At 46.2% G+C, this 24735-nt stretch carries 18 protein-coding genes; 16 read left to right on the top strand and 2 right to left on the bottom strand.

The features are described from left to right. Positions 1–258: 258 nt before the first annotated feature. Both ACQEXR_RS15285 and ACQEXR_RS15290 read right to left on the bottom strand, forming a co-directional pair. Positions 259–3687 carry a PAS domain-containing hybrid sensor histidine kinase/response regulator gene (locus ACQEXR_RS15285; RefSeq protein WP_427020676.1) on the bottom strand — a complete coding sequence of 1143 codons (3429 nt, stop codon included), beginning with the start codon at positions 3685–3687 and terminating at the stop codon, positions 259–261. Positions 3688–3804: 117 nt separating this feature from the next. Next, positions 3805–4989 (bottom strand): 3-phenylpropionate MFS transporter, encoded by a 1185-nt coding sequence (locus tag ACQEXR_RS15290; RefSeq protein ID WP_426951824.1) that lies wholly within the window; start codon positions 4987–4989, stop codon positions 3805–3807. Positions 4990–5192: 203 nt separating this feature from the next. Here ACQEXR_RS15290 and ACQEXR_RS15295 point away from each other — a divergent pair, with 203 nt between their 5' ends. The 16 genes from ACQEXR_RS15295 to ACQEXR_RS15370 all read left to right on the top strand — a co-directional run bounded on the left by ACQEXR_RS15295 (position 5193) and on the right by ACQEXR_RS15370 (position 24563). After that, positions 5193–7019, top strand: coding sequence for a DUF294 nucleotidyltransferase-like domain-containing protein (locus tag ACQEXR_RS15295; protein WP_427020677.1), 1827 nt, complete (start codon positions 5193–5195; stop codon positions 7017–7019). A gap of 9 nt (positions 7020–7028) precedes the next feature. Continuing rightward, positions 7029–7661, top strand: a complete 633-nt coding sequence (locus ACQEXR_RS15300; protein WP_269377071.1) for a 3'-5' exonuclease — start codon at positions 7029–7031, stop codon at positions 7659–7661. Positions 7662–7873: 212 nt separating this feature from the next. Next, the gene (acs, locus tag ACQEXR_RS15305) at positions 7874–9823 is read left to right on the top strand and encodes an acetate--CoA ligase (RefSeq protein ID WP_427020678.1); all 1950 of its coding nucleotides are present in this window, start codon (positions 7874–7876) and stop codon (positions 9821–9823) included. 295 nt (positions 9824–10118) lie between these two features. Further along, positions 10119–10568, top strand: coding sequence for a type II 3-dehydroquinate dehydratase (gene aroQ, locus ACQEXR_RS15310; protein WP_269377069.1), 450 nt, complete (start codon positions 10119–10121; stop codon positions 10566–10568). 80 nt (positions 10569–10648) lie between these two features. Continuing rightward, the gene (accB, locus tag ACQEXR_RS15315) at positions 10649–11110 is read left to right on the top strand and encodes an acetyl-CoA carboxylase biotin carboxyl carrier protein (RefSeq protein ID WP_427020679.1); all 462 of its coding nucleotides are present in this window, start codon (positions 10649–10651) and stop codon (positions 11108–11110) included. Between the two features lie 15 nt (positions 11111–11125). Continuing rightward, positions 11126–12469 carry an acetyl-CoA carboxylase biotin carboxylase subunit gene (gene accC / locus ACQEXR_RS15320; RefSeq protein WP_331417604.1) on the top strand — a complete coding sequence of 448 codons (1344 nt, stop codon included), beginning with the start codon at positions 11126–11128 and terminating at the stop codon, positions 12467–12469. 224 nt (positions 12470–12693) lie between these two features. Next, positions 12694–13581, top strand: a complete 888-nt coding sequence (gene prmA, locus ACQEXR_RS15325) for a 50S ribosomal protein L11 methyltransferase (protein ID WP_269377066.1) — start codon at positions 12694–12696, stop codon at positions 13579–13581. A gap of 151 nt (positions 13582–13732) precedes the next feature. Next, positions 13733–14695 (top strand): tRNA dihydrouridine synthase DusB, encoded by a 963-nt coding sequence (dusB, locus tag ACQEXR_RS15330; RefSeq protein WP_427020680.1) that lies wholly within the window; start codon positions 13733–13735, stop codon positions 14693–14695. Positions 14696–14767: 72 nt separating this feature from the next. Beyond that, positions 14768–15064 (top strand): DNA-binding transcriptional regulator Fis, encoded by a 297-nt coding sequence (fis, locus tag ACQEXR_RS15335; RefSeq protein ID WP_000462885.1) that lies wholly within the window; start codon positions 14768–14770, stop codon positions 15062–15064. A gap of 352 nt (positions 15065–15416) precedes the next feature. Further along, the gene (locus tag ACQEXR_RS15340) at positions 15417–15620 is read left to right on the top strand and encodes a helix-turn-helix transcriptional regulator (protein WP_427020681.1); all 204 of its coding nucleotides are present in this window, start codon (positions 15417–15419) and stop codon (positions 15618–15620) included. Further along, on the top strand, positions 15613–15843 hold the full coding sequence (locus tag ACQEXR_RS15345) for a helix-turn-helix transcriptional regulator (protein ID WP_427020682.1): 231 nt from the start codon (positions 15613–15615) through the stop codon (positions 15841–15843). The genes ACQEXR_RS15340 and ACQEXR_RS15345 overlap by 8 nt, the downstream gene beginning before the upstream one ends. A 209-nt stretch (positions 15844–16052) precedes the next feature. Continuing rightward, a complete protein-coding gene (locus tag ACQEXR_RS15350; RefSeq protein WP_427020683.1) occupies positions 16053–16679 on the top strand; it encodes a YagK/YfjJ domain-containing protein in 627 nt (208 codons plus the stop codon). A gap of 260 nt (positions 16680–16939) precedes the next feature. Further along, entirely contained in the window at positions 16940–18511 is a 1572-nt protein-coding gene (locus ACQEXR_RS15355) for a type I restriction-modification system subunit M (RefSeq protein ID WP_427020684.1), read from the top strand. After that, entirely contained in the window at positions 18508–19656 is a 1149-nt protein-coding gene (locus tag ACQEXR_RS15360; protein WP_427020685.1) for a restriction endonuclease subunit S, read from the top strand. The genes ACQEXR_RS15355 and ACQEXR_RS15360 overlap by 4 nt, the downstream gene beginning before the upstream one ends. Positions 19657–19662: 6 nt before the next feature. Beyond that, positions 19663–21648, top strand: a complete 1986-nt coding sequence (locus ACQEXR_RS15365) for an RNA-binding domain-containing protein (protein WP_427020686.1) — start codon at positions 19663–19665, stop codon at positions 21646–21648. Positions 21649–21674: 26 nt separating this feature from the next. Next, positions 21675–24563: a type I restriction endonuclease subunit R gene (locus ACQEXR_RS15370; protein ID WP_427020687.1), complete on the top strand. Its 2889-nt coding sequence runs from the start codon at positions 21675–21677 to the stop codon at positions 24561–24563. Positions 24564–24735 lie beyond the last annotated feature (172 nt).

Genomic DNA, 24735 nt, shown 5'->3' on the forward strand with positions numbered 1-24735 from the left:
GCGAGAAGCGAGAAGCGAGAAGCGAGAAGCGAGAAGCGAGAAGCGAGAAGCGAGAAGCGAGAAGCGAGAAGCGAGAAAATTTGCAAGGTTGACGTTAAGGCGTCAACCTTTTTTCTGTATTTTAGACGTAAGTTCCCAACAAAAAGCTCTGGTTCAGATACCTACCCAGCAGCTATAACGCGCACCTCTCGAAGGACGAAGTCCGTTCTCGGAGCGCAGCGTTCTAAATTCTCGCAGGGCGAAGCCCACTCTAACCCCCTACACCCGATTCAACACCGCTCTCAATTTTAGAGGCTTGACTGGCTTAGGAATAAAACTAAAGCCGTTCGATTTAATACCATACAACATATCTTCGGTACGATCGGCGCTGATGATGACCCCAACAAAACTATCACCTAAACGTAAACGACACTGCTGTAGAACCTCTAGACCCGTGCGCCCATTATCAAGACGGTAATCTGACAATATCACGTCTGGTACCCAGTGCTCGTCTATCGACTGCAAGCAGCCCACCAAATCGATAGCCGTGCGAACATCACAGCCCCAACGTCCGAGCAAGTTATCCATTCCAACCAAGATATCTTGTTCATTATCGACACAAAGAACTTTCAAATGACTAAGGTCAGAGACTGTGGTTGCAACACTCTCTTTAACCGGAGGCAGAACTTTTTCACTGCGTGCTAGCGTAATAGAGAAAACACTTCCCTTGCCCGGCCATGAGCGCATGGTGATTTGATGACCCAGCACATGAGCGATGCCTTTTGATATGGCTAAACCAAGGCCAAGCCCTTGATCTGAACGGACCTGACTACCACGGTTGAACTCCTCGAAGATCTCTTGTTGTTTGTCTTCGTCGATCCCCATGCCGTTGTCCCAAACATCGATTCTCGCTTGCCCCCCAACACGCTTGACGCCAAGCACAACCTTTCCTTTAGGGCTGTAGCGAAATGCGTTGGTCAAAAAGTTTTGCACCACTCGGCGCAGTAGCTTAGGGTCTGACTGAACCAGCATCCGGCTCGGTATCATTGAAAACTCAATGCCCTGTTGCTTGGCTAAGGCACTAAATTCGGCATTGAGATTGGACAATACGTCATTGATGGCAAAACCATGAACGTGAGTATCAAGTTTGCCCGACTCAAGACGAGAAATATCCAGCAGGTCACCAATCAGATCTTCGGCCGCCCCCAATGCGCTCTCTATATGACCAGACAACTGCTTGGTTTCTGGCTCGCTCGCGACCTCTGATAACGAGGACGCAAACAGACGAGCCGCATTGAGCGGCTGCATCAAATCATGACTTACTGCTGCCAAGAAGCGAGATTTAGATTGAGATTCATGTTCCGATCGCTGAGTTGCCACAACCAGCTTTTTGTTCAATTGTTCTAGCTCTTGAGTTCGCTCTCTCACTCGCACTTCTAAGCGTTCATTGGCGTCTTTTAGTGCCTGTTCTGCGTCTCGGAACACCGTAATATCAGTAAAACTCATAACAAAGCCGCCACCCGGCATTGGATTGCCCTGAACTTCAATAACTCGACCATCAGGGCGAACCCGCGACGAGGTATGCCGCGTACCTTGCTCTAAATGGAACACACGCCGACGAACATGTTCTTCAGGGTCGCCTGGGCCACATAGACCTTGTTGAGCGTTGTGGCGAATCACATCGGCGATCGGTCGACCAACCTGAATCAGTCCGGCTGGAAAAGTAAATAATTCAAGATAACGCTGATTCCACGCCACCAGCCGCAACTGCTTATCGACCACCGCAATTCCCTGACCTATGTGTTCAATCGCACCTTGCAATAGACCTCGGCTGAAGTCATACAGCTCTGACGCTTCATCGACGATGGTAGCCACTTCTTCTAACTGCATGTTGCGTCCTTGCAGAGCTGAAGTGAGTACTAACTTTGCTGAAGAAGCACCAAACACACCAGCGAGAACACGCTCAGTATGGCGGATTAAGGTGGATGGAGCCTGCTGATTTGGCAGCATGGTTTCTCGTTGCTGATGCCAATATTGTCGGAAGGCGTTACGCACTCTCTGGCGACCCACAAAGCGAGAAGCAAGCATTTCTAACTCGCCGACGGTCACTCGACTTTGATAAAGGCTCATGTTCTCGCTTTCTGGTAATGGAGTACCAACGAAAGAAGCGGATTGTAGTCGTTCACTCAAACTCGCGCGGGTAAACAGCGAAACGACAACGTAGCAAAGAGCATTAAGAGAGATACTCAGCAATATGCCCCAATCAGAGTTAGTCACATCCCAATGCTGCAGCAAATCAGGTGGTGTAATCAGCCATAACAACAGATTACTCTCCGCACTGCCCGCCAACATATCAGTCTGACTCATCAAAGTGATCAACCAGAGGGTAAAGCCAACCGCTAAGCCAACATAAACCCCCTTTCGATTGCCCTGTCGCCAGTACATCCCACCTAGCAGGGCTGGGGCGAATTGAGTGATCGCCGCAAAAGAAAGAAAACCGATCGCTGACAAGGAGTGGATACTGCCCAACGCCTGATAAAAAGCCCATGCACCAAGCAGCAGCAACAGGATTAGCCCACGACGAATAACCAACAGTAAACCGGAGAAATGCCTGTGATTACGCTGAGATAAGCGCATTCTGCGCAGCAACAGCGGCATGACTAAATCATTCGAGACCATGATTGCCAGTGCGATTGTCGAGACAATCACCATACCACTCGCCGCGGATGTTCCCCCCAAGAATGCCAGCAAGGCGACATCTTGCGCCCCAACAGCCATCGGTAGACTGATAACATAGGTATCAGGACTCGCATCAGTCAACAGTGATTGCCCGACCCAAGCGATTGGTAGTACAAAGATGCCCATCAAAATCAGGTAGATCGGAAACAACCAGCGCGCTGTGTGCAAGTCTTGCGCTCGTTCATTTTCTACGACCATGGTATGGAACTGACGCGGCAGACAGACAATTGCCAACATGGTGAGCAGAGTATGGATCAGTAAAGTTGGAACATTGGGCGACTGATAAGTTTGTCGAGCGATGTCGACTAATTCCACATCGCTTCGGTTTAGTGCCAGAAATAGGATAAACAGACCAACCGCAAGGAAGGCCACCAGCTTGATAATCGATTCGAACGCAATCGCCATCATCATGCCACGGTGGTGCTCGGTATTATCGATATGTCGTGTACCAAACAGCATGGTAAAGATAGCCAATGCAACGACAACAAACCAAGACACATCGAACCCTGACCCTTCGAATTGTGCTGGCAAATCTGGGGCGATGATCTCCAATCCCATGGTAATACCACGCAACTGGAGCGCTATGTAAGGTAGGATGCCTGCTACCGCGATTAAAGTAACCACCACAGCCAAACCTTGGGATTTACCATAGCGTGCCGCAATAAAGTCAGCTATCGACGTAATATGTTCCCGTTTAGCCGTAATGATAAGGCGAGCAAGAATACGCCAGCCTAGAGTAAACACCAGTATTGGGGCTAGATAAATGGGAAGAAATGACCATGGGTTGCTGCTGGCCTGCCCAACGGTGCCATAAAAGGTCCAAGAGGTACAGTACACGGCAATGGATAAGCTGTAGACCCAAGGTCGCCACTTCGCTAACCAAGAGTGTTGTTTATCACCGTACCAGGCAATGAGAAACAGCAAACCGAGATACAACAGTGATACGGTGATCACGAGCCAACCTTGCATCAGATATCCTTATCTTATTCATCCATGGTATTTGTTCTGGTCAGAAACAAAAAAACCTCTTCATATTGAAGAGGTTTCATTAAACTCATTAAAGCACACGAACTCAATCAAATCGGCTTAATTCTGTGCTTTGGGCTCCGCTTTCATTATCTGATCGGCACTGTGCCCTTGCGGCTCAACCTTAATAAATAGAGCCACCACTCCCATCACGGCCATTGCCCAGAAAATATTCGCACCCCAGTGTTCATATCCCCAGCCACTTAGGGTCGTCATTAGCGCGATAAAAGCACCGAGCGGAATCGCATTATATAAGGCTTGCAGTGCCACCATTTTGCGCTGCTCTGAATGCTGAATATATTGAATGGCAGCAATATGTGCCATCGCGAAAGTCACGCCGTGTAATAGCTGGATTGCAACTAACGCTAACAATGCCGTCGTCGACGCGGTTAGCCCCCAACGAACGATAACCCCTAGTGCTGCTACGACAAATAAAGCGCGCAAACTCCAGCCAGAGAACAGACGTTTACTTAGAGCAAATACTGCCACCTCAGCCGCCACCCCTAAGCTCCACAAGTAACCGATGATGTCTTCAGAGTAACCCGCACCTTTCCAGTAAATGGAGCTAAAACTGTAATACGCCGCATGACTTCCCTGAATCATTGCCACCAGTAGTAAAAATTTAATCACAGGCAGTTCACGCAGCAACTCTGTCAGTTTAGGACGTTCAGCGTCATCTTCTGAGGTCGTCACGGGCATTGGATTAATGCTACGCGCCGAAAAGATTAGCGCGACGATGACACCTGACAACGCGGTATAGATAATCATATCTGAACCGTACTGAGCAACAAGATAGCCAACCACAGTTGACCCGGCGATAAAGGCAAGGGAACCCCATAGACGGGTACGTCCGTAGTCGAGCATCTTAAGCCGTGCATAGTAGTTTGCCATGGCATCAGAAAGTGGAACAATAGGGCCACAACAAAGGTTGAATAGTACCGTGACCAACGCCATCAACCAGAAGCTTCCCCCTGTGAAGAAATGAAATGCGACAAAAATAATCGAGGCCACCGTCAACCAGCGGAGTGCCGGAATTAAATGTTCGACTTTATGAATTCGAGGCGTCAGTACCATGTTAGCGACGCAACGAGTCGCAAAACCAATGCCGACAAGTAGACCAATGTCAGTTGCGGATACCCCCTGCTCTTCAAACCATAATGCCCAAAACGGCAGATAGACGCCGTAGGCAAAAAAGAAGCCAACAAAATACTGGGAGATCCAGCCATAAGGAGAAGGGGTTAACATCAAAACCTCGAAATACATCAAATAAGGGGCAAGGTATTATCGTTTGCTCAAGGCGGAATAAAAAGGGAAGAATTATCACAACTTAGTTTCCCTATTGTCACAATAAGAAAGTGTTCATGCCACGGGTTCGACCAAAGTCGTCTAGCACAATTGTCAAAATCCTGCACACTAAACGGATGTAGAGATCGCATGAGTCAGTCGCTATGCCAGATAAGTTCAATATGCAATCCCCACCCTTTGACCGTTTAGACCCTGAGCAGCAAAAAAAACTGCGTAGCTCACTCGATGTAGCTTACTTTCGCGCCAAAGAGACATTACTCCAGCCTGGTGTCGCCAGTCAGCATTTACATATACTCATCAAGGGCGCCGTTGAGGAACGTTCAGAAGACGACAAAGAGATCTTTGCCCACTACGCCAATGATGACTTGTTTGATGTTCGCGCGCTGTTCGAAGAGACCGTCAAACACAGATATGTGGCACTCGAAGACACACTTTCTTATCTGCTCCCAAAATCGGTTTTTCTAGAACTTTACAACGCCAATGGTCAATTTGCCGCTTACTTCGATAACAACCTAGCTCGTAGACAAGAGTTGATTGAAGCCGCCCAACAGCAGCAAAATCTCGCTGAATTTATTCTGACCAAAGTGGATAGCGATATTTATCATCCACCGATGCTACTGTCACCAGAGCAACCACTTAATGAAGTGACACTCACTTTAAAACAAAACGGGATTGATTCTGCACTCGTCAGACTCAATGACGATGACGAACGCGTAGTGAATGACCCACATTCTCTGCCTTATGGCATCATCACTCGAACCAACATGCTTCACGCAGTCATGCTTGATGGTCATCCACTCGACACCCCAGTTGGTCAAATTGCAACTTTTCCGGTCATTCATGTCGAGAATGGGGATTTTCTGTTTAACGCCATGATTAAAATGACGCGCAATCGAATGAAGCGCGTCATGGTCTCCGATGGTAAAGAAGCGGTTGGCATGCTCGACATGACACAGATTTTGAGTGCTTTCTCCACTCACTCTCATGTACTGACCTTAAGTATTGCTCGCAGCTCAAGCATTGAAGAACTCGCTCTGGCTTCTAATCGTCAGCGTCACCTAGTAGAAAGTCTGCTTAACAACGGTATTCGAACCCGCTTTATCATGGAGTTGATCTCTGCGGTTAATGAACAAATCATCGAAAAAGCTTTTGAACTGATTGTTCCTCCCGCCCTTCACGACCAGTGTTGTCTGGTTGTTTTAGGCTCAGAAGGGCGAGGAGAACAGATCCTCAAAACAGACCAAGACAACGCCTTAATTATTAAAGACGATGTGCACTGGCATCAGTGTGAAGCCGTCATGGAACAGCTAACACACACATTGCAGCAATTGGGTTACCCTCTCTGCCCAGGAAAAGTGATGGTCAACAATCCAAAATGGGTTAAAACACAAACCGCATGGAAGAACACCATAGGCGTGTGGTCAAAACCCAACTCCGCAGAGCAAGTCATGGATCTTGCCATCTTCACCGACGCTCACGCGGTTGCAGGCAACAAATCGTTGCTAGAACCCGTCATGGCACATTTGAAGAAAATCATGTTCAATAACATGTTGGCGTTGCAAGACTTCTCTCGTCCCGCTCTACAGTTTTCTCTTCCGTTAACTCTGTTTGGCAACGTAAAGAAAGACAAACAAGGGGTGGATGTCAAAAGTGGCGGTATCTTCCCAATAGTGCATGGTATTCGCACCTTGTCACTGGAGTACGGTATTGAAGAGAAAAACACCTTTGAGCGCATCGAAGCCCTACGCAAAAAGCGGATTCTAGAACCTGACACCGCTGACAACCTTAGCGAAGCCCTCAAGCTACTGTTTAAACTGCGCTTGAATCAGCAATTAAGTAATCAACATAACCACAACCGTATCGATCTCAGTCAGATAGACCGAACCGAGCGTGACTTGCTGCGACATAGCTTACATGTAGTGAAAAAGTTTAAGCAGTTCTTAGGCTATCATTATCAAATCAGGGATTAAGGCTTTGCGATGAACTGGATAGTCCGCCGTTACTGGTATTACAAACTTAAAGGCTCGCCTTATCAGCCGCTATTTGCCTCTGTTAAAAAAGGAGAATATGTCTCGCTCGATTGTGAAACAACCAGTTTGGATCCTAATCGTGCAGAACTAGTAACGATTGCCGCAACCAAAATCATCGATAACCGAATCATCACTAGCAAACCATTTGAGGTGCGACTGCGTGCTCCTCAGTCTCTTGATTCTGGCTCAGTCAAAATCCACAAGATACGCCACCAAGATCTCGCTGATGGTATCGATGAAAAACAAGCCCTTATTCAACTGTTAGATTTTATTGGCAATCGACCTCTGGTTGGTTATCACATTCGTTACGATAAGAAAATACTCGATTTAGCCTGTCTTAAACAGCTAGGATTTCCATTGCCAAATCCGTTGATCGAAGTCAGCCAGATTTATCATGACAAGTTAGAAAAACATTTACCCAACGCGTATTTTGATCTCAGTCTCGACGCGATCTGCCGCCATTTAGATCTGCCAATCCAAGATAAGCACGACGCACTTCAAGATGCCATTTCTGCTGCCTTGGTCTTCGTTCGCCTGACAAAAGGTGATCTGCCTAGTCTTAGCCTCCCCTACAGAAGCTAGTAAAAAGGCCAATTTAAATCCCAATTTCAAACATAGATCGCTAATTTTTAAGCAGAATTCTTCCTATCATCCTAAAGTCTAATTGTCGAATCTACTCCTGTGATTGAAAGTTATAGGCATAAGGATTTTACAACGTCGAGGTCAGGTGACCTTCTCGTTTTAAACGGACAATTGCTCGATTCACACTGAATTAAGCAACAAGGAGACAAGCAATGAGTGAAGCCCATATTTATCCGGTAAAAGAGAACATCAAGAAAAACACACACGCGGATAACGATACTTACCAAGCCATGTACCAGCAATCTGTCACAGACCCTGTTGGCTTCTGGAGTGAGCACGGCAAAATTGTCGACTGGATCAAGCCATTCACTCAGGTTAAAAATACCTCTTTCGACACAGGCCACGTAGACATTCGTTGGTTCGAAGATGGCACGCTTAACGTATCCGCTAACTGTATTGACCGTCACCTAGCTGAGCGTGGCGATGATATTGCCATCATCTGGGAAGGCGACGATCCAAACGATGACAAAACACTCACGTTCAAAGAACTACACAAAGAAGTCTGTGAGTTCGCAAATGCACTTAAAGAACAGGGCGTACGCAAAGGTGATGTTGTCTGTCTTTACATGCCAATGGTCACTGAAGCGGCCGTTGCCATGCTTGCTTGTACTCGTATCGGTGCCGTACACACTGTCGTATTTGGTGGTTTCTCTCCTGAAGCACTTTCAGGCCGTATTATCGACTCTGATGCTAAAGTCGTCATCACCGCTGACGAAGGCGTACGTGGTGGTCGCGCAGTACCACTGAAGAAAAATGTCGATGAAGCACTCACCAACCCAGAGGTGAAAACCATCGAAAAAGTCATCGTTATGAAGCGTACGGGCGGTGACATTGACTGGCACGAGCATCGCGATGTTTGGTGGCATGAAGCAACAGCAAGCGTCTCGTCTGACTGCCCACCTGAAGAGATGAAAGCAGAAGATCCACTCTTTATCCTCTACACGTCCGGCTCAACAGGTAAGCCAAAAGGTGTCCTACACACAACGGGTGGTTACCTAGTGTATGCCGCAATGACGTTCAAATACGTCTTTGATTACCAACCAGGCGAAACTTTCTGGTGTACAGCGGATGTGGGCTGGATCACTGGTCACACTTACCTCATCTACGGCCCGCTAGCAAACGGGGCAAAAACCATTCTGTTCGAAGGTGTGCCAAACTATCCTAACACCAACCGAATGAGCCAAGTGGTTGATAAACATCAAGTCAACATTCTGTACACTGCACCAACAGCCATTCGTGCATTAATGGCGAAAGGCAACGAAGCGGTAGAAGGTACGTCTCGTAGCAGCCTTCGTATCATGGGCTCTGTGGGAGAACCTATTAACCCTGAAGCTTGGGAGTGGTACTACAAAACCATCGGTAATGAGAACTCACCAATCGTTGATACTTGGTGGCAAACAGAAACTGGCGGCATCTTGATCGCTCCACTACCAGGGGCAACAGACCTAAAACCTGGCTCAGCGACCCGTCCGTTCTTTGGTGTGCAGCCTGCCCTAGTCGATAACATGGGTAACATCATCGAAGGCGCGACTGACGGTAACCTAGTCATTCTTGATTCATGGCCAGGTCAAATGCGTACCGTTTACGGCGACCACGAACGCTTTGAACAAACTTACTTCTCTACCTTTAAAGGTATGTACTTCACTAGTGACGGTGCTCGTCGTGATGAAGACGGTTACTACTGGATCACAGGTCGTGTTGATGACGTACTAAACGTGTCAGGTCACCGTATGGGTACTGCTGAGATTGAATCAGCGCTTGTTGCTCACCACAAGATTGCGGAAGCCGCAATTGTTGGTATCCCACACGATATCAAAGGTCAGGCAATTTACGCTTACATCACTCTAAATGACGGTGAATTCCCAAGTGCAGAACTGCATGCTGAAGTGAAAAACTGGGTACGTAAAGAGATTGGCCCAATCGCGACTCCAGATGTACTGCACTGGACAGACTCTCTGCCGAAGACTCGTTCAGGTAAGATCATGCGCCGAATTCTGCGTAAGATTGCAACCGGTGATACCAGCAACCTAGGTGATACATCAACATTGGCCGATCCTAGTGTGGTTGACAAGCTCATTGCAGAAAAAGCAGAACTCGCGTAACTCCCCCTCCCCCTATACAACAAAACCGTCACATCGTGGCGGTTTTGTTGTTTCTAAGCCTGTCAAAACGAGCGTTTCACTGACTCAACCGAATTAAAAATGTTACCTCGGTTACAAAAAACGACGTCCAAGGTGGGAGATTAGACCAGTAAATTGCTGCGATTTGCGCTGAATTGGCTATAATCTGGGTCTATTTCAAAGATCCAGTGTTGTTTTTAACAAAATAAGCATGCTGAATCAGCGATAATATGGGAATATTCCAGTTCATATCATGAAGTAGGAAGATGGCAGCATAATGACAGCAAAATCACGCATTCTTGTCTTAAATGGTCCAAATCTAAATCTGTTAGGTCTACGCGAGCCCGCTCATTACGGCTCTCAAAGCCTACCACAGATTGTCGATACGTTAACCAAACAAGCTCACGAAGCCGGCGTTGAACTTCAACACCTCCAGTCAAACCGTGAATATGAGCTAATTGAAGCCATTCATGCTGCATACAATAACGTCGACTTTATTATCATCAACCCAGCCGCCTTCACTCACACTAGTGTGGCGCTGCGTGATGCACTGCTCGGCGTGGCTATCCCATTTATCGAAGTGCATTTATCAAATGTACATGCACGTGAGCCATTCCGTCACCACTCTTATCTTTCTGATAAGGCAGAAGGTGTCATTTGCGGCTTAGGCGCACAAGGTTACGAATTCGCTCTGTCTGCTGCTATTAATAAATTGCAGGCAAAGTAACTCAGTTACTATCAAAGTAAATAAACACTCTGCAGCTCAATATGAGCTGTCTTATTCACAAGATAAAAGAGAAAGAAAAGATGGATATCCGTAAAATCAAGAAGCTTATCGAGTTAGTAGAAGAGTCTGGCATTGCTGAGCTAGAAATCTCTGAAGGTGAAGAGTCGGTACGCATCAGCCGTAACGGCACTGCAATGCCTGCGCCGATTCACTATGCCGCAGCGCCAGCTCCTGTAGCGGCAGCTGCACCTGCAGCGGCGGCTCCTGCGCCAGCAGCAACTGAAGCAGCAGCACCTACGGTACCTGCGGGTCACCAAGTTCTTTCTCCAATGGTAGGTACGTTCTACCGTTCTCCAAGTCCAGATGCGAAGTCATTTGTAGAAGTTGGTCAAACTGTAAAAGCTGGCGACACTCTTTGTATCGTTGAAGCGATGAAGATGATGAACCAAATCGAAGCTGACAAGTCTGGTGTTGTTACCGCTATCCTAGTTGAAGACGGCCAACCAGTTGAATTCGACCAACCACTTGTTGTTATCGAATAATAGAGGCTCTCTCTTATGCTAGATAAATTAGTCATCGCGAACCGAGGAGAAATTGCTCTTCGAATCCTTCGTGCATGTAAAGAACTAGGTATTAAAACGGTTGCTGTACACTCAACAGCCGACCGTGACCTAAAGCACGTACTGCTTGCTGATGAATCGATTTGTATCGGTCCTGCTCGCGGTATCGACAGCTACCTAAACATCCCTCGCATCATCTCTGCGGCTGAAGTCACTGGCGCGGTGGCTATCCACCCAGGTTACGGCTTCTTGTCAGAAAATGCGGATTTTGCTGAACAAGTTGAGCGTAGCGGCTTTATCTTCGTTGGCCCTAAGGCTGACACCATTCGTATCATGGGTGATAAAGTTTCTGCAATCACTGCAATGAAGAAAGCTGGTGTACCTTGTGTACCAGGTTCTGACGGCCCACTAGACGACGATCAAGCCAAAAACAAAGCGCACGCTAAGCGAATTGGTTACCCAGTGATCATCAAAGCTTCTGGTGGCGGCGGTGGTCGTGGTATGCGTGTTGTACGCTCAGAAGGTGAGTTGGTTGAAGCTATCGCTATGACTCGCGCAGAAGCAAAAGCAGCCTTTAACAATGACATGGTTTACATGGAGAAATTCCTAGAGAACCCTCGTCACGTTGAAGTTCAGGTTATTGCTGATGGTCAAGGCGGTGCGATCCACCTAGGTGAACGTGACTGTTCGATGCAGCGTCGTCACCAGAAGGTTGTGGAAGAAGCTCCAGCACCAGGTATCACTGAAGAGATGCGTAAATACATCGGTGAACGTTGTACACGTGCATGTCTAGAAATCGGTTACCGCGGCGCAGGTACGTTTGAGTTCCTGTACGAAAACGGCGAATTCTACTTCATCGAAATGAACACTCGTATTCAGGTAGAGCACCCAGTAACTGAAATGGTCACTGGCGTTGACCTAATCAAAGAGCAGCTTCGTGTTGCTGCGGGCCAACCTCTGTCGTTCACTCAGGATGATATCAAGATCCGTGGCCACGCCATTGAGTGTCGTATCAACGCAGAAGACCCAGTGCGCTTCCTACCTTCACCAGGTAAGATCGAACGCTTCCATGCTCCTGGCGGTATGGGTGTTCGTTGGGAATCACACATCTACACTGGCTACACGGTACCACCTCATTACGATTCAATGATCGGTAAACTGATCACATTCGGTGAGAACCGCGACGTAGCCATCGCTCGCATGAAGAACGCGTTAGGCGAGATGATCGTTGAAGGCATCAAAACTAACATCACGCTTCAAGAAAGCATTATGAATGATGAAAACTTCCAACATGGTGGTGCCAACATTCATTACCTAGAGAAGAAGCTGGGGCTACAGTAAGCTACGAGCTACGAGCTACGAGCTACGAGCTACGAGCTACGAGCTACGAGCTACGAGCTACGAGCTACGAGCTACGAGAATACATTGTCTCTAGCAACTAGCAACTAGCAACTAGCAACTATTTTAAAAATGCTCACTTCGGTGAGCATTTTTTGTTTACGTCTATAATCTCAGCAGATATCTGCTAAACTCTGCGCAAATTTTACTTTTAAGAGCACATACCCATGCCTTGGATTCAAATTAAACTCAACGCGACCAATGAAAACGCCGAACAAATCGGTGACATGCTAATGGAAGAGACTGGAGCCCTATCTGTCACGTTTCTAGACGCTCACGATACGCCTGTATTTGAGCCTCTTCCGGGTGAAACGCGCCTTTGGGGTGATACTGATATCCTCGCACTGTATGACGCAGAAGCAGACAGCAACTTTATTATTGAGCAAATAAAGCTAAGCAATTTACTTGCTGAAGGCTTTGCCTACAAAGTAGAACAGCTCGAAGATAAAGACTGGGAACGCGAATGGATGGATAACTTCCACCCGATGAAGTTTGGCGAGCGCTTATGGATCTGTCCAAGCTGGCGTGATATCCCAGAGCCGGACGCAGTCAATGTACTGCTCGATCCTGGCCTAGCATTTGGTACTGGTACTCACCCAACGACGGCTCTTTGTCTTGAGTGGCTTGAAGGGCTAGATTTAAGCGGTAAAACGGTCATCGATTTCGGTTGTGGCTCTGGCATCCTTGCGATCGCTGCGATCAAGCTTGGTGCAGAAAAAGTTATCGGGATCGACATTGATCCTCAAGCTCTACAAGCATCAAAAGATAACGCGCAGCGAAATGGTGTTGCCGAACAACTTGAAGTCTTCCTGCCTCAAGATCAGCCTGAAGGTCTGATCGCGGATGTCGTTGTTGCGAATATTTTGGCCGCTCCTCTACGTGAACTGTCACCAATTATTAAGTCATTAGTGAAACCAAATGGTCATCTTGCGATGTCTGGTGTGCTTGATACGCAAGCCGAAGATGTTGCGAACTATTACCGTGATGAGCTTCACATTGATCCTATCAAAGAGCAAAGTGAATGGTGTCGCATCTCTGGTCGAAAGCAAGGCTAGATAAGACTTTGCAAGCTAATTGACTGATTTTTGGGCGTTTTACTAAAACAAATTGTAAATGCTCAAATATTAGTCTTTTCACGGCGCCAAAAAATGCGTAAAATGCGCGCCCTTGCTATGGGTCTGTTGACCACTAAACTGTGAAGACGTTTTGAAAATCGGAAACTACCAACTTAAGAACAATCTCATCGTTGCCCCAATGGCTGGCGTAACAGATAGACCATTCCGTGAGTTGTGTCTCCGCTATGGTGCAGGAATGGCCGTCAGTGAAATGATGTCCTCGAATCCTAAACTTTGGAAAACGTCTAAGTCCAAGCAACGCATGGTACACGAAGGCGAATCGGGCATTCGCTCTGTACAAATTGCCGGAGCCGACCCACAGCTTATGGCCGACGCTGCTCAGTTTAGTGTTGAGAACGGTGCACAGATCATCGATATCAACATGGGCTGCCCAGCAAAAAAAGTGAATAAAAAGCTCGCTGGCTCTGCATTACTCCAGTACCCAGATATCATCGAAGATATTCTGAAAGCTGTTGTTAATTCAGTAGATGTCCCTGTGACATTGAAAACCCGCACGGGCTGGGACACAGACAACAAAAACTGTGTCCAAATCGCTAAATTAGCCGAAGACTGCGGCATACAAGCTTTAGCCCTTCACGGGCGCACCAAAGCATGCATGTACAAAGGTGAGGCCGAATATGACAGCATTAAAGCGGTAAAACAGGCGATCTCTATTCCGGTTATTGCTAACGGTGATATCGATAGCCCAGAGAAAGCTAAGTATGTACTGGAGTACACCGGTGCAGACGCTTTAATGATTGGACGCCCTGCCCAAGGTCGTCCGTGGATTTTTCAGGAAATCCAACACTTTTTGGAAAACGGCACCACGATGCCTGATCTCCCGATTTCGGAAGTGAAAGACATCCTGCTTGGTCATGTCAATGCTCTACATAATTTCTATGGTGAGTATTTAGGTCCACGTATCGCGCGTAAGCACGTTGGCTGGTATCTAAAAGAGCATGAACAGGCAAGTGAGTTTCGCCATGCCTTCAATGCTATCGATGTAGCAGAGCTACAGCTTGAAGCATTAGAAGAGTATTTTGATAAGGCCTAAATAATTGGAGCTAAGGCTTCAGTTATTACGGGTTAACGTTGCATCATAATTAAGAGAAGAGCTAGACCGAATATGTTCGAACAAAATCTGACTTCAGAAGCATTAACAGTAACTACAGTAACGTCACAAGACCAGATCACTCAGAAGCCTTTACGTGACTCTGTTAAAGCGTCTCTTAAAAACTACTTGGCTCAATTAAACGGTCAAGAAGTCACAGAACTATACGAATTAGTTCTAGCTGAAGTTGAACAGCCACTACTAGATACCATCATGCAGTACACTCGCGGTAACCAAACTCGCGCAGCAACTATGATGGGTATCAACCGCGGTACTCTTCGCAAGAAACTGAAGAAATACGGCATGAACTAATCGTTCAAACGTAACCTCTTGAAATAAAAAGCCGTGTGAGTGTCATGCTCACACGGTTTTTTGTTATCTGTACCCCTAAATGTACCCCAAGGTAATTCTTAAACTCTTCTCGGTGTTATGAAACTTGTGAGTACTTACAAATTTCACATCAACAAAGAGCGTAACAACAAGTGCCATAAGTTAATGATAAATAACAAGTTATTTGTTGAAACATAAAAACCAAAGCCGTAAGATAGAATTCATACCAAAACAAATGGAGACATCTATGACCGAAATTGACACAAGGCATCCTTGTAAATCAAACACTTGAGTTCCCCGCTCAATTAAAGCGCCAGAACAACAGGGGCGCCATATGAAACAAAATACAAACAACATTGACAGAATCATTCGTGAAACAGAAAGACTGCATCTAACTTCAATTTCACGCTCACATGCTTGGGTTCTAGAACAGAAAGGACAATTTCCTAAACGTATTAAGTTGGGTAATCGTTCTGTCGGATGGAAGCTCTCACAGATACTTGCTTGGATCGAACAACAAGGAGAGGAAGATGAATAGATACCTTCCCTCCTCAAGCAATAAAGACATATGCAAAGTATATGCAGTGCAGGACTTAAAGATTATTAAAAAGTCATCATTGGCAGACATACTGGGTGTTAGCGTAAGTACAGTATATAGGATGATTCAAAACAACGAGCTTCCACCACCACTCCGAACGCCGAAAGGTTATATTAGGGGATGGCCTGAGTCTGTCATTGTCGAATGGCTAACTCATAGCTAGAGAGGCTCATTCTGGTCAAGGCATCGAAAGGTGCCTTATTTTTTAATACAAGCTGACCGCTTTTGCATACAACTGCGAGCGAAAGCCATTAACTTTCTGATTAAACCAGTAGCCAAAACCGTTACCACTCAAGGAACAGAGACGAAGTAGCTAGCTTAAACTACTCGGTTTTTTATAGGGTTAGTGGCACTAGTAATTAACCACCATCTATGGACTCTAGATTAACTACATACCCTAATAAAAAAAACATAGGACTATTCGAATACCAAGGTGAGCAGCAGCCGATCTTTTTATACCCTAAAGGAGTGTTCACTCGTGCCTTAGATTCTACCTATCAGCAGCTAGACGCCATAATAACTCACTACTCAAAGGTAGTGGTTGTCCTGATTCAATTACACCAATCGGAATACACTCTCGACAACAAGCCCCTGTCGCGCTTCTTCAAGCTTTTCCTAGCCGCGGTGAAAGAGCAATATTCAAGTACCAACAACCCAGCCAATTCAAAAATTGCCTATGCTTGGGCCAGAGAAGAGAGCGAAAAAAGAACGAACCAACACTACCATATCGCAATCATGCTCAATGGTTCTACATGCAAGAGTAGTTACCACATCAACGAACTAGCTAAACAGTTCTGGCTAAAGATGGATAAAAATAATCGCGTCTGGGTTCCCCAAAGAAACACTTACCATATATGTCGAAATCAAGGACATTCCGCAACCCGCTGTGACTTACGAGCCGCTCGAATGCGAATGAGTTATGCTGCGAAGAGGAGAACAAAAGAGCTTGTACCAGCAAAGACGAGAAAATTTGGTTTCTCTCACTTGTCTCCAAAATAACAACATTGCGCAGTACGATCCATGTTACTGCGCAGACTAGAGATCTTCATCGGCCACAAAACTGCGCACCGATCCGATTGGAATTCAAACCTAGAGACAAAAACACTCGATTGTTCAACGTATTCTTACGCACCCGATTTAATTGTGCACTCATCTCAAATTGCGCATCCACTCCGCCAAGGGGGATACGATCTCTGCTAGTTATTGCGCAATTTCTGGTACAATCAGACGCATAAACTCTTCGTAATTAAGCAGTAACCATGGTCGAACAACATCAGCAAGCATTGAAAAAGCAGCTTTGGAACATCGCAAATACGCTACGTGGCAACATGGCCGCAGACGACTTTCGCGACTACATCTTAGGGCTCATTTTTTACAAGTACCTATCCGATAACCTAAATCAATATGCTGACGCCCTACTTTCAGAAGATGGCATTAAATTCACTGATATTGATGAGCAAAGTGAACAAGGCAAAGAGATTCTAGAAGCGATTCGTGAAGAGGCGATCGACAAGCTCGGTTATTTTTTCGCACCTTCTGAGTTATTCCATGTGATTGCACAGGCTGGCGAAAACGGCGAGTTTATTCTCGATGATGTACGCGACGTGCTCAACGATATCGAACAGAGCACCATGGGAGCCGACAGTGCAGAAGACTTCAACGGCCTGTTTGATGAACTAGACCTACAATCAAACAAGCTAGGCAAAACGCCAGATGCTCGTAACAAGCTGATTGCGCAAGTGCTAATTCACCTAGACAACATTGACTTTCACCTACAAGACAGCGAAATCGACATTCTGGGCGATGCTTATGAGTACTTGATTGGCATGTTTGCTAGTGGTGCGGGTAAAAAGGCGGGTGAGTTCTACACCCCGCAAATGGTGTCTAAACTGTTAGCGAAGTTGGTGACACTCGATAACCCTGCGGTTAAGTCTGTCTATGACCCGACTTGTGGCTCCGGCTCATTACTGCTGCGCGTGGCGAAAGAAGCACAAAACCAAGACATCAAGTACTACGGCCAAGAGCGCAACCCAAGCACCTATAACTTGGCTCGCATGAATATGATTATGCATGGGGTGCATTACAAACGTTTCGATATTCAAAACGACGATACGCTAGAAACACCGATGCACTTTGACGAGCGCTTTGATGCGGTGGTCGCCAACCCGCCGTTCTCGGCGCAATGGTCAGCCAGTCCGCTGCACCTGAGCAATGACCGTTTTGCCGACTACGGTAAGCTCGCCCCTAAATCCAAAGCGGATTTTGCCTTTGTGCAACACATGATCCACCAGCTTAATGACACGGGCACCATGGCGGTCGTGCTGCCACACGGGGTGTTATTCCGTGGTGCGGCCGAAGGGCATATTCGCCAGCATCTACTCAAAGAGAAAAACTACCTTGATATGGTAATCGGCCTGCCTGCCAATATCTTCTTTGGTACTTCTATTCCAACCTGTGTATTGGTGTTTAAGAAACATCGCCAAGCCGACGACAACGTTTTGTTTATTGATGCCAGCCAGCATTTTGATAAAGGCACCAATAACAACTACATGCGAGAAGAGGACTTACAACGCATTCTTGATGCCGTCACCAAACGGGAAAACATCGATAAATTTTCCTTTGTTGCCACCCAAGCTGACTTAGCCGAAAACGACTACAACCTCAATATTCCGCGCTATGTCGATACCTTTGAAGAAGAAGCACCGATTGATTTATCTGCTGTTGCTAAACGGCTAGTGGATAACGATAAAGCCATGCTAGAGACCGATAAAACCATTGCTGATTTTTGTGCTGAGTTGGGGATTGATGCGCCGTTTGAGGTGAAAGGATGAGGAAAAATACTAAGCCTCAGTTGCGCTTCCCTCTATATGATTCAAACTGGACAATAAGAAAGCTAAAAGATGTCGCTCCCTTGCAAAGAGGATTTGACCTACCCACAACCAACGTAATAGAAGGTAAATACCCCGTCGTTTATTCAAATGGGATAGGACGATACCATAACGAGTTCAAGGCTAAAGCTCCCGGAATTGTAACAGGTCGCTCAGGAACTATTGGTGCGCTAACTTATGTCGAGAACGACTATTGGCCTCACAACACCTCCTTGTGGGTCACTGATTTTATAGACTGTACTCCAAAGTTTGTATTTTACTTGTACCAAAAAATTGGCCTTAAGCGGTTTGCAACTGGTTCTGGAGTTCCTACGCTAAATAGAAATGATGTGCATGACTTTCGTGCAAATATTCCCGAACTTAATGAACAACAAAAAATCGCGGACTTCCTCACTTCTGTTGATAGCAAGATCAGCCAACTAACCGAAAAGCACCGTCTACTTAAAGAATACAAAAAAGGCGTAATGCAGCAGATTTTTAGCCAACAGATCCGCTTTAAGGATAAGGATGGTAAGGCGTTTCCTGATTGGAAAACATACCCATTGAAAAAGGTTCTTTCTCTCCAATCTGATAGCTTAAATATGCTAGATGATGAGACCTATGAGCTCATTACTGTAAAACGTGGATTTGGTGGCGTTGTCAGCCGAGGTCTATTCAAAGGCAAAGACGTACTAGTTAAAAATCAGTTCACTATCCATGAGAATGAATTTGTAATCTCTAAACGCCAAATTGTGCATGGTGCTTGTGGACTAGTACCTGCTGCTTTGGATGGAGCTATTGTATCGAACGAATACAATGTCTTTCGTCCCGTAGAGCATCTGCTGGATATTGATTACTTTAACCGCTTTGCAACAACACCGATCATGCGCAGAGCATTTTTCATCAATAGCGATGGCGTACACATTGAAAAACTACTTTTCAAAACCCAAAGCTGGTTAAAAACCAAAGTTAGCTTGCCTTGCCTTAAAGAACAGCAAAAAATCGCTCAGTTCCTACAGTCCATCGATAACAAAATCGGTGCGGTCGCAGAGCAAATTGAGCAGACCAAGCAGTTTAAAAAAGGCTTGCTGCAACAAATGTTTGTGTGAGGACCCATGGCAGAGTTAACCCTAAATAGTCTCGAAGATATTCACGCCCTGCAAGAGAGCGCCGAAGTGGAGTGCAAACTCGCGGGTGGCCGTGATGGCAAAGGCGCAATCCCTACCGATATGTGGGAGACCTACAGCGCGTTTGCCAACACCCGTGGTGGCGTCATTCTGCTTGGCATCAAGGAAAAACGCGGCCAGTTTACCCTAGAAGGCATCGTAAACCCTGCCCCATTGGTTAAAAACATCGTCGATACGGTCAACAACCCTAACAAGGTAAGCGGTAACTTGCTCAGCGAGCGAGACGTGAGCGTTGAGGTTATCGACGGTAAGTCACTTATTCGTATCGATGTACCGAGAGCGCCGCGCAAACAGCGCCCAATTTATATCAATAGTAACCCCCTTACAGGTAGCTTTATTCGCCGTTACGAAGCTGACCAGAAATGCTCTGCCGATAGCGTCAAACAGATGATGGCAGAGCAAGAGAACGAGCGTGACCAACGCATTTTAGAGCACTTTACCCTTGATGATATCGAGCCAGAAAGCCTGCGCGTTTATCGTCAAATGTTTAAAGATGCCAAACCTCAGCACCCTTTTCTAGAGTTCTCAGATCAAGAGTTCCTGCGATCTATTCGTGCTTGGCGGCGAGATCGCGCATCGGGTATTGAAGGGTTAACATTGGCAGGCCTAGTAATGTTTGGTCGCTGGGATGCCCTACAAGATGCCTTTCCGGCTTACTCTCTCGACTACCAAGAGAAGGACGATAGCTCGCACCGCTGGATAGACCGTATCTACACCGATGGTTCGTGGTCTGGCAATGCCTTTGATTTCTACCGTAAGGTTTATCGTAAGCTCACCGCCGACTTAAAAGTGAGCTTTCAGCTGAGTGATGGTCAACGCCTCGATACTTCTCCGGCGCATGAAGCCATTCGAGAAGCTTTGGTCAACACACTGGCGCACGCTGACTTTGATTCAGAAGACAATATCTTAATTGAGAAGCATCCCGATTTTATTGGTTTTCGCAACCCTGGCTTAATGCGTATTCCCGTTCAAGAAGCCATTGCTGGTGGCAACAGCCAGTGCCGCAACCCCGCTATTCATCAAATGTTCTTAAACATTGGTCTGAGTGAAAAAGCAGGCTCCGGCATTCCTAAAATATACAGTAACTGCCGCAGCCAAAACTGGCAACCGCCGCACCTCTATGAAAAGCACGAACTCAGTCAAACGCTGCTCGAACTGCGTATGGTGAATTTATTGTCACCAGAGCTCCACCAGCAGCTCGTCGACCTGTTTGGTGAAAACTACAAACAGTTGAGCGAGCTAAAACGCACCATACTGGTAACGGCTGTAACTGAATCGTGGTTTAACCATGAGCGTATCTGCTCCCTCACCTCTGAGCACACCCGAGAGGTCACACTGGCGCTGAGCCAATTGGTCTCGGCAGGGTATTTAGAGTCGGCAGGCAAACACAAAGGTAAAATCTATCACCTAAAAGGGATTGAAGTGCCTACACCAGACAACGATGCAGGCAAAAGCATTAGTTTTGTCGCCTCACCGAGTACGGCGCAACTGTCTTTGTTTAAACCGGATCCAACAACATTAGTGCCGGACCTCAAAAATGATGCGCCGGACCTAGTGCCGGACCTAGTGCCGGACCTCAAAAATGATGCGCCGGAGTCGACGAATAGCTTCACAGCAGAAGACCAGCAGCTCTGGGCAGAGTTAAGAGCTATTGCACAACCAGTGTTGCAGCAACAAGGCCGGAAACAAAAGTCAGATGTAAAAGACATCATTCTAGTCCTCTGCTCTCATGCTGCACCAAACTGTCTGAGGCTCACCGACCTTGCCGAACTACTTGGCATGAACACAGAAACACTAAGACGCCACTACCTAAGCCCTATGGTTAAAGAACAGCAGCTCTACTTAGCATTTCCGACGGTGCCTAACCATCCAGAGCAAGGCTATACCACTCAAAACAATACTAAACAGGGCTAAAGCAGCGCAGGAAGGCAATAACAACGATGGCTTATCAATCAGAACAACAGCTAGAAGATAATCTGATCACGCAACTCAGCATGCAGGGCTTTGATATTGTCGAGATCAAAGACAATGAAGCCCTTGAGGCTAACCTTAAAGCGCAGTTGGAGAGAGTTAATCACTGCGTACTGTCGGAGTCTGAGTTTCATCAGGTGCTCGGTAAGTTAGAAAAAGGCAATATTTTCACTAAGGCCAAAACCTTGCGCGACCGGATCGCTATCACCCTCGATAATGGTGATGCAATGCATCTCACTCTGCTGTTTGATCAGCCACAAAACAACCGCTTCCAGATTGCGCAGCAAATTACCGTCAAAGGCACTTATACGAATCGCTATGACGTGACGATTCTGGTCAACGGCCTGCCACTGGTCCAGTTAGAACTAAAACGCCGAGGTATTGAGCTCAAAGAGGCCTTCAATCAAATTAAGCGCTATCAAAAGCACTCTTACCATGCTAACCATCGCTTGTTTAACTACATACAGCTGTTTGTGGTGTCCAATGGAGTCAATACCCAGTACTTTGCCAATAATAGTGAACTCTCTGCTAAACAGACCTTTGATTGGACCGATATCGATAACAATCGCATCAGCAAACTTCATGAATTCGCCGAGACATTTTTAACCCCTCAGCACCTCACTGTAATGCTCAACCAATATATCGTGCTCAACGAAACAATGAAGTGTCTGATGGTGTTACGCCCTTATCAGTTTTATGCGGTAGAAGCGATCATCAATCAGGTAAAAACTTCGTCAGACAACGGCTATATTTGGCACACCACGGGCTCAGGCAAAACCCTCACCTCGTTTAAAGCGGCTCAATTGATGACGGCCTTAACCGAGGTAGACAAAGTGATATTTGTCGTCGATAGAAAGGATCTCGACTACCAAACGGCCGAGGAATTTAATGCTTTCTCTAAAGGCTGTGTGGATACCACCAGCAACACCCGCATTCTGTATCATCAGTTGTTAGACAAGCCAATCAAGGGCAAAAACGTAAATGAAAAACGCAATAGCAAGCTGGTGGTCACTACCCTGCAAAAGCTCAATAATATTGTGACCAAACAGCGCTACCTGCGTGAGATGGAGGCCTTAAAAGATAAACGTATCGTCTTTATCTTTGACGAGTGCCACCGAAGTCAGTTCGGCGATACCCATCAAAACATTGTCAACTTCTTTAATAATGCGCAGCTATTTGGCTTTACGGGCACACCCATTTTTGTCGAAAATGCCGTCGCCAAGAACTCGGTCAAAAAGACCACTCAAGACTTGTTTGGCAAGCGCCTGCACGCCTATGTCATTGTCGATGCAATCCGTGACCAGAATGTGCTTAAATTTGCGATTGAATACGTTGGGCGCTATCAATACAAAGATGGCTCAAACAACAACCTCGATATTGAAGTAGAAGATATCGATACCAAGGAGCTACTCACTTCTCCTGCCCGACTCGAAAAAATCACCGACTACATCATTGCCCACCATAAGCGTAAAACCCACAGTGGCGACTACAACGCGATATTCTGTGTCTCGGGCGTACCTGAGTTAATCCAATATTATGAGTTGTTTGCCAAGAAAAAGAGCGAGGGCAAACACAACCTTAAAATCGCGACCATTTTCAGCTTTGAAGCGAACGAAGAAGAAGAGTTTGAACTAGGCGTTAGCGACGATAAACAGGTCAAGGAGATTGCCGCGAAATACCTCAGCCAAGGCGAAAACGTCAAACTCCATAGCCGAGAAAAGCTCGAAGGATTTATTGCCGATTACAACAAGATGTTTGGTTCAAGCTACAGCACCAAAGACAGCGATTCGTTTTACGACTACTACAAGAACATCTCTAAACGAGTGAAGGCCAGAGAAGTCGATATCTTGCTGGTGGTGAATATGTTCTTAACCGGATTCGATGCGAAAGCATTGAACACCATTTATGTCGACAAGAACCTCAAGCATCACGGCCTAATACAAGCTTTTTCACGCACTAACCGTATTCTGGACGAGAAGAAGTCGCATGGTAATGTCATCTGTTTTAGGAACTTAAAAAAAGCCGCCGATGAAGCGTTCACCCTGTTTTCCAACAAACAACCTAAGGAACTGATTGAGCTACCTCCTTATGATCAACTGCTCGCTGATTTCAACAAAGCCTGTGACGCATTAAGAGCAATAACACCGAACGTCGATGCCGTAGATCAACTGCCAGATGAAGACGCACAAAAGCTGTTCGTCCTTCAGTTCCGTAAATTGATGCAACTCAAGAACATGCTAAGTAACTATGCTGACTTTGAGATGTCGAACACCGACATGGAAGAGCAGGAGTACCAAGACTTCACCAGTAAGTACGCCGATCTCAGTCGACAGATTCGTGAATCCACCAGCAAGGAAAAGGTATCTATTCTGGAAGACGTTGATTTTGAGCTAGAACTGTTGCACCGAGATGAAGTCAATGTCGCTTACATACTGCATTTACTGCGCGAATTACACCAAGAGCAGAGTGGTGAGAGTCAGGAGAAGAAACGACAAGTTATCGCTAACCTGATCAATTCAGACCCAACCTTAATGAGCAAGAAAGAACTCATCGAGAAATTCATGAATGAGCACCTCGACGGCATACCTGCGCATGCTGATGTCGACGAAGAATTTGAGTACTTTTGGGAACGAGAGAAGCGCCAAGCACTTGAGCAATTGGCAGAAGAAGAAAAGCTCAACAGCGACAAGCTACAAATTTTAGTTAACCGCTATGAGCTTAGCGAGGAAATGCCGCTACGCGAGGACTTTGCAGAGACTTTAGAAACTAAGCCAACCATTCTACAACGCAAGAAAATTGTAGGCCGCCTAGCGGAACGGTTTAAAGGGTTTGTAGATACGTTTATTGGTGGATTATAGTGCAAGAGATTGAGTATAAGATTGAGAATAAAAAACGTATGTATAATTTAAAATCACTACCCATAGCTATAACTATAAATATTCCATCTGTACGAGATGACTTGAACGGGGATATGAACTGATTAAACATTCGTCATTCTGTGATCTAATACGATTGATAAGTGTAACACTA

It is taken from the genome of Vibrio sp. TRT 2004, from assembly GCF_050113735.1.
In the GTDB taxonomy this organism is placed as follows: domain Bacteria; phylum Pseudomonadota; class Gammaproteobacteria; order Enterobacterales; family Vibrionaceae; genus Vibrio.

Bases quoted from the DNA above. Each gene is read 5' to 3' on its own strand.
- ACQEXR_RS15350 (WP_427020683.1), top strand. From the start codon at position 16,053: ATGGACTCTAGATTAACTACATACCCTAATAAAAAAAACATAGGACTA.
- ACQEXR_RS15340 (WP_427020681.1), top strand. From the start codon at position 15,417: ATGAAACAAAATACAAACAACATTGACAGAATCATTCGTGAAACAGAA.
- accC (WP_331417604.1), top strand. From the start codon at position 11,126: ATGCTAGATAAATTAGTCATCGCGAACCGAGGAGAAATTGCTCTTCGA.
- ACQEXR_RS15285 (WP_427020676.1), bottom strand. From the start codon at position 3,687: ATGCAAGGTTGGCTCGTGATCACCGTATCACTGTTGTATCTCGGTTTG.
- prmA (WP_269377066.1), top strand. From the start codon at position 12,694: ATGCCTTGGATTCAAATTAAACTCAACGCGACCAATGAAAACGCCGAA.
- ACQEXR_RS15355 (WP_427020684.1), top strand. From the start codon at position 16,940: ATGGTCGAACAACATCAGCAAGCATTGAAAAAGCAGCTTTGGAACATC.
- acs (WP_427020678.1), top strand. From the start codon at position 7,874: ATGAGTGAAGCCCATATTTATCCGGTAAAAGAGAACATCAAGAAAAAC.
- accB (WP_427020679.1), top strand. From the start codon at position 10,649: ATGGATATCCGTAAAATCAAGAAGCTTATCGAGTTAGTAGAAGAGTCT.
- ACQEXR_RS15300 (WP_269377071.1), top strand. From the start codon at position 7,029: ATGAACTGGATAGTCCGCCGTTACTGGTATTACAAACTTAAAGGCTCG.
- ACQEXR_RS15360 (WP_427020685.1), top strand. From the start codon at position 18,508: ATGAGGAAAAATACTAAGCCTCAGTTGCGCTTCCCTCTATATGATTCA.
- ACQEXR_RS15345 (WP_427020682.1), top strand. From the start codon at position 15,613: ATGAATAGATACCTTCCCTCCTCAAGCAATAAAGACATATGCAAAGTA.
- fis (WP_000462885.1), top strand. From the start codon at position 14,768: ATGTTCGAACAAAATCTGACTTCAGAAGCATTAACAGTAACTACAGTA.
- ACQEXR_RS15365 (WP_427020686.1), top strand. From the start codon at position 19,663: ATGGCAGAGTTAACCCTAAATAGTCTCGAAGATATTCACGCCCTGCAA.
- ACQEXR_RS15370 (WP_427020687.1), top strand. From the start codon at position 21,675: ATGGCTTATCAATCAGAACAACAGCTAGAAGATAATCTGATCACGCAA.
- ACQEXR_RS15290 (WP_426951824.1), bottom strand. From the start codon at position 4,989: ATGTTAACCCCTTCTCCTTATGGCTGGATCTCCCAGTATTTTGTTGGC.
- ACQEXR_RS15295 (WP_427020677.1), top strand. From the start codon at position 5,193: ATGCCAGATAAGTTCAATATGCAATCCCCACCCTTTGACCGTTTAGAC.
- aroQ (WP_269377069.1), top strand. From the start codon at position 10,119: ATGACAGCAAAATCACGCATTCTTGTCTTAAATGGTCCAAATCTAAAT.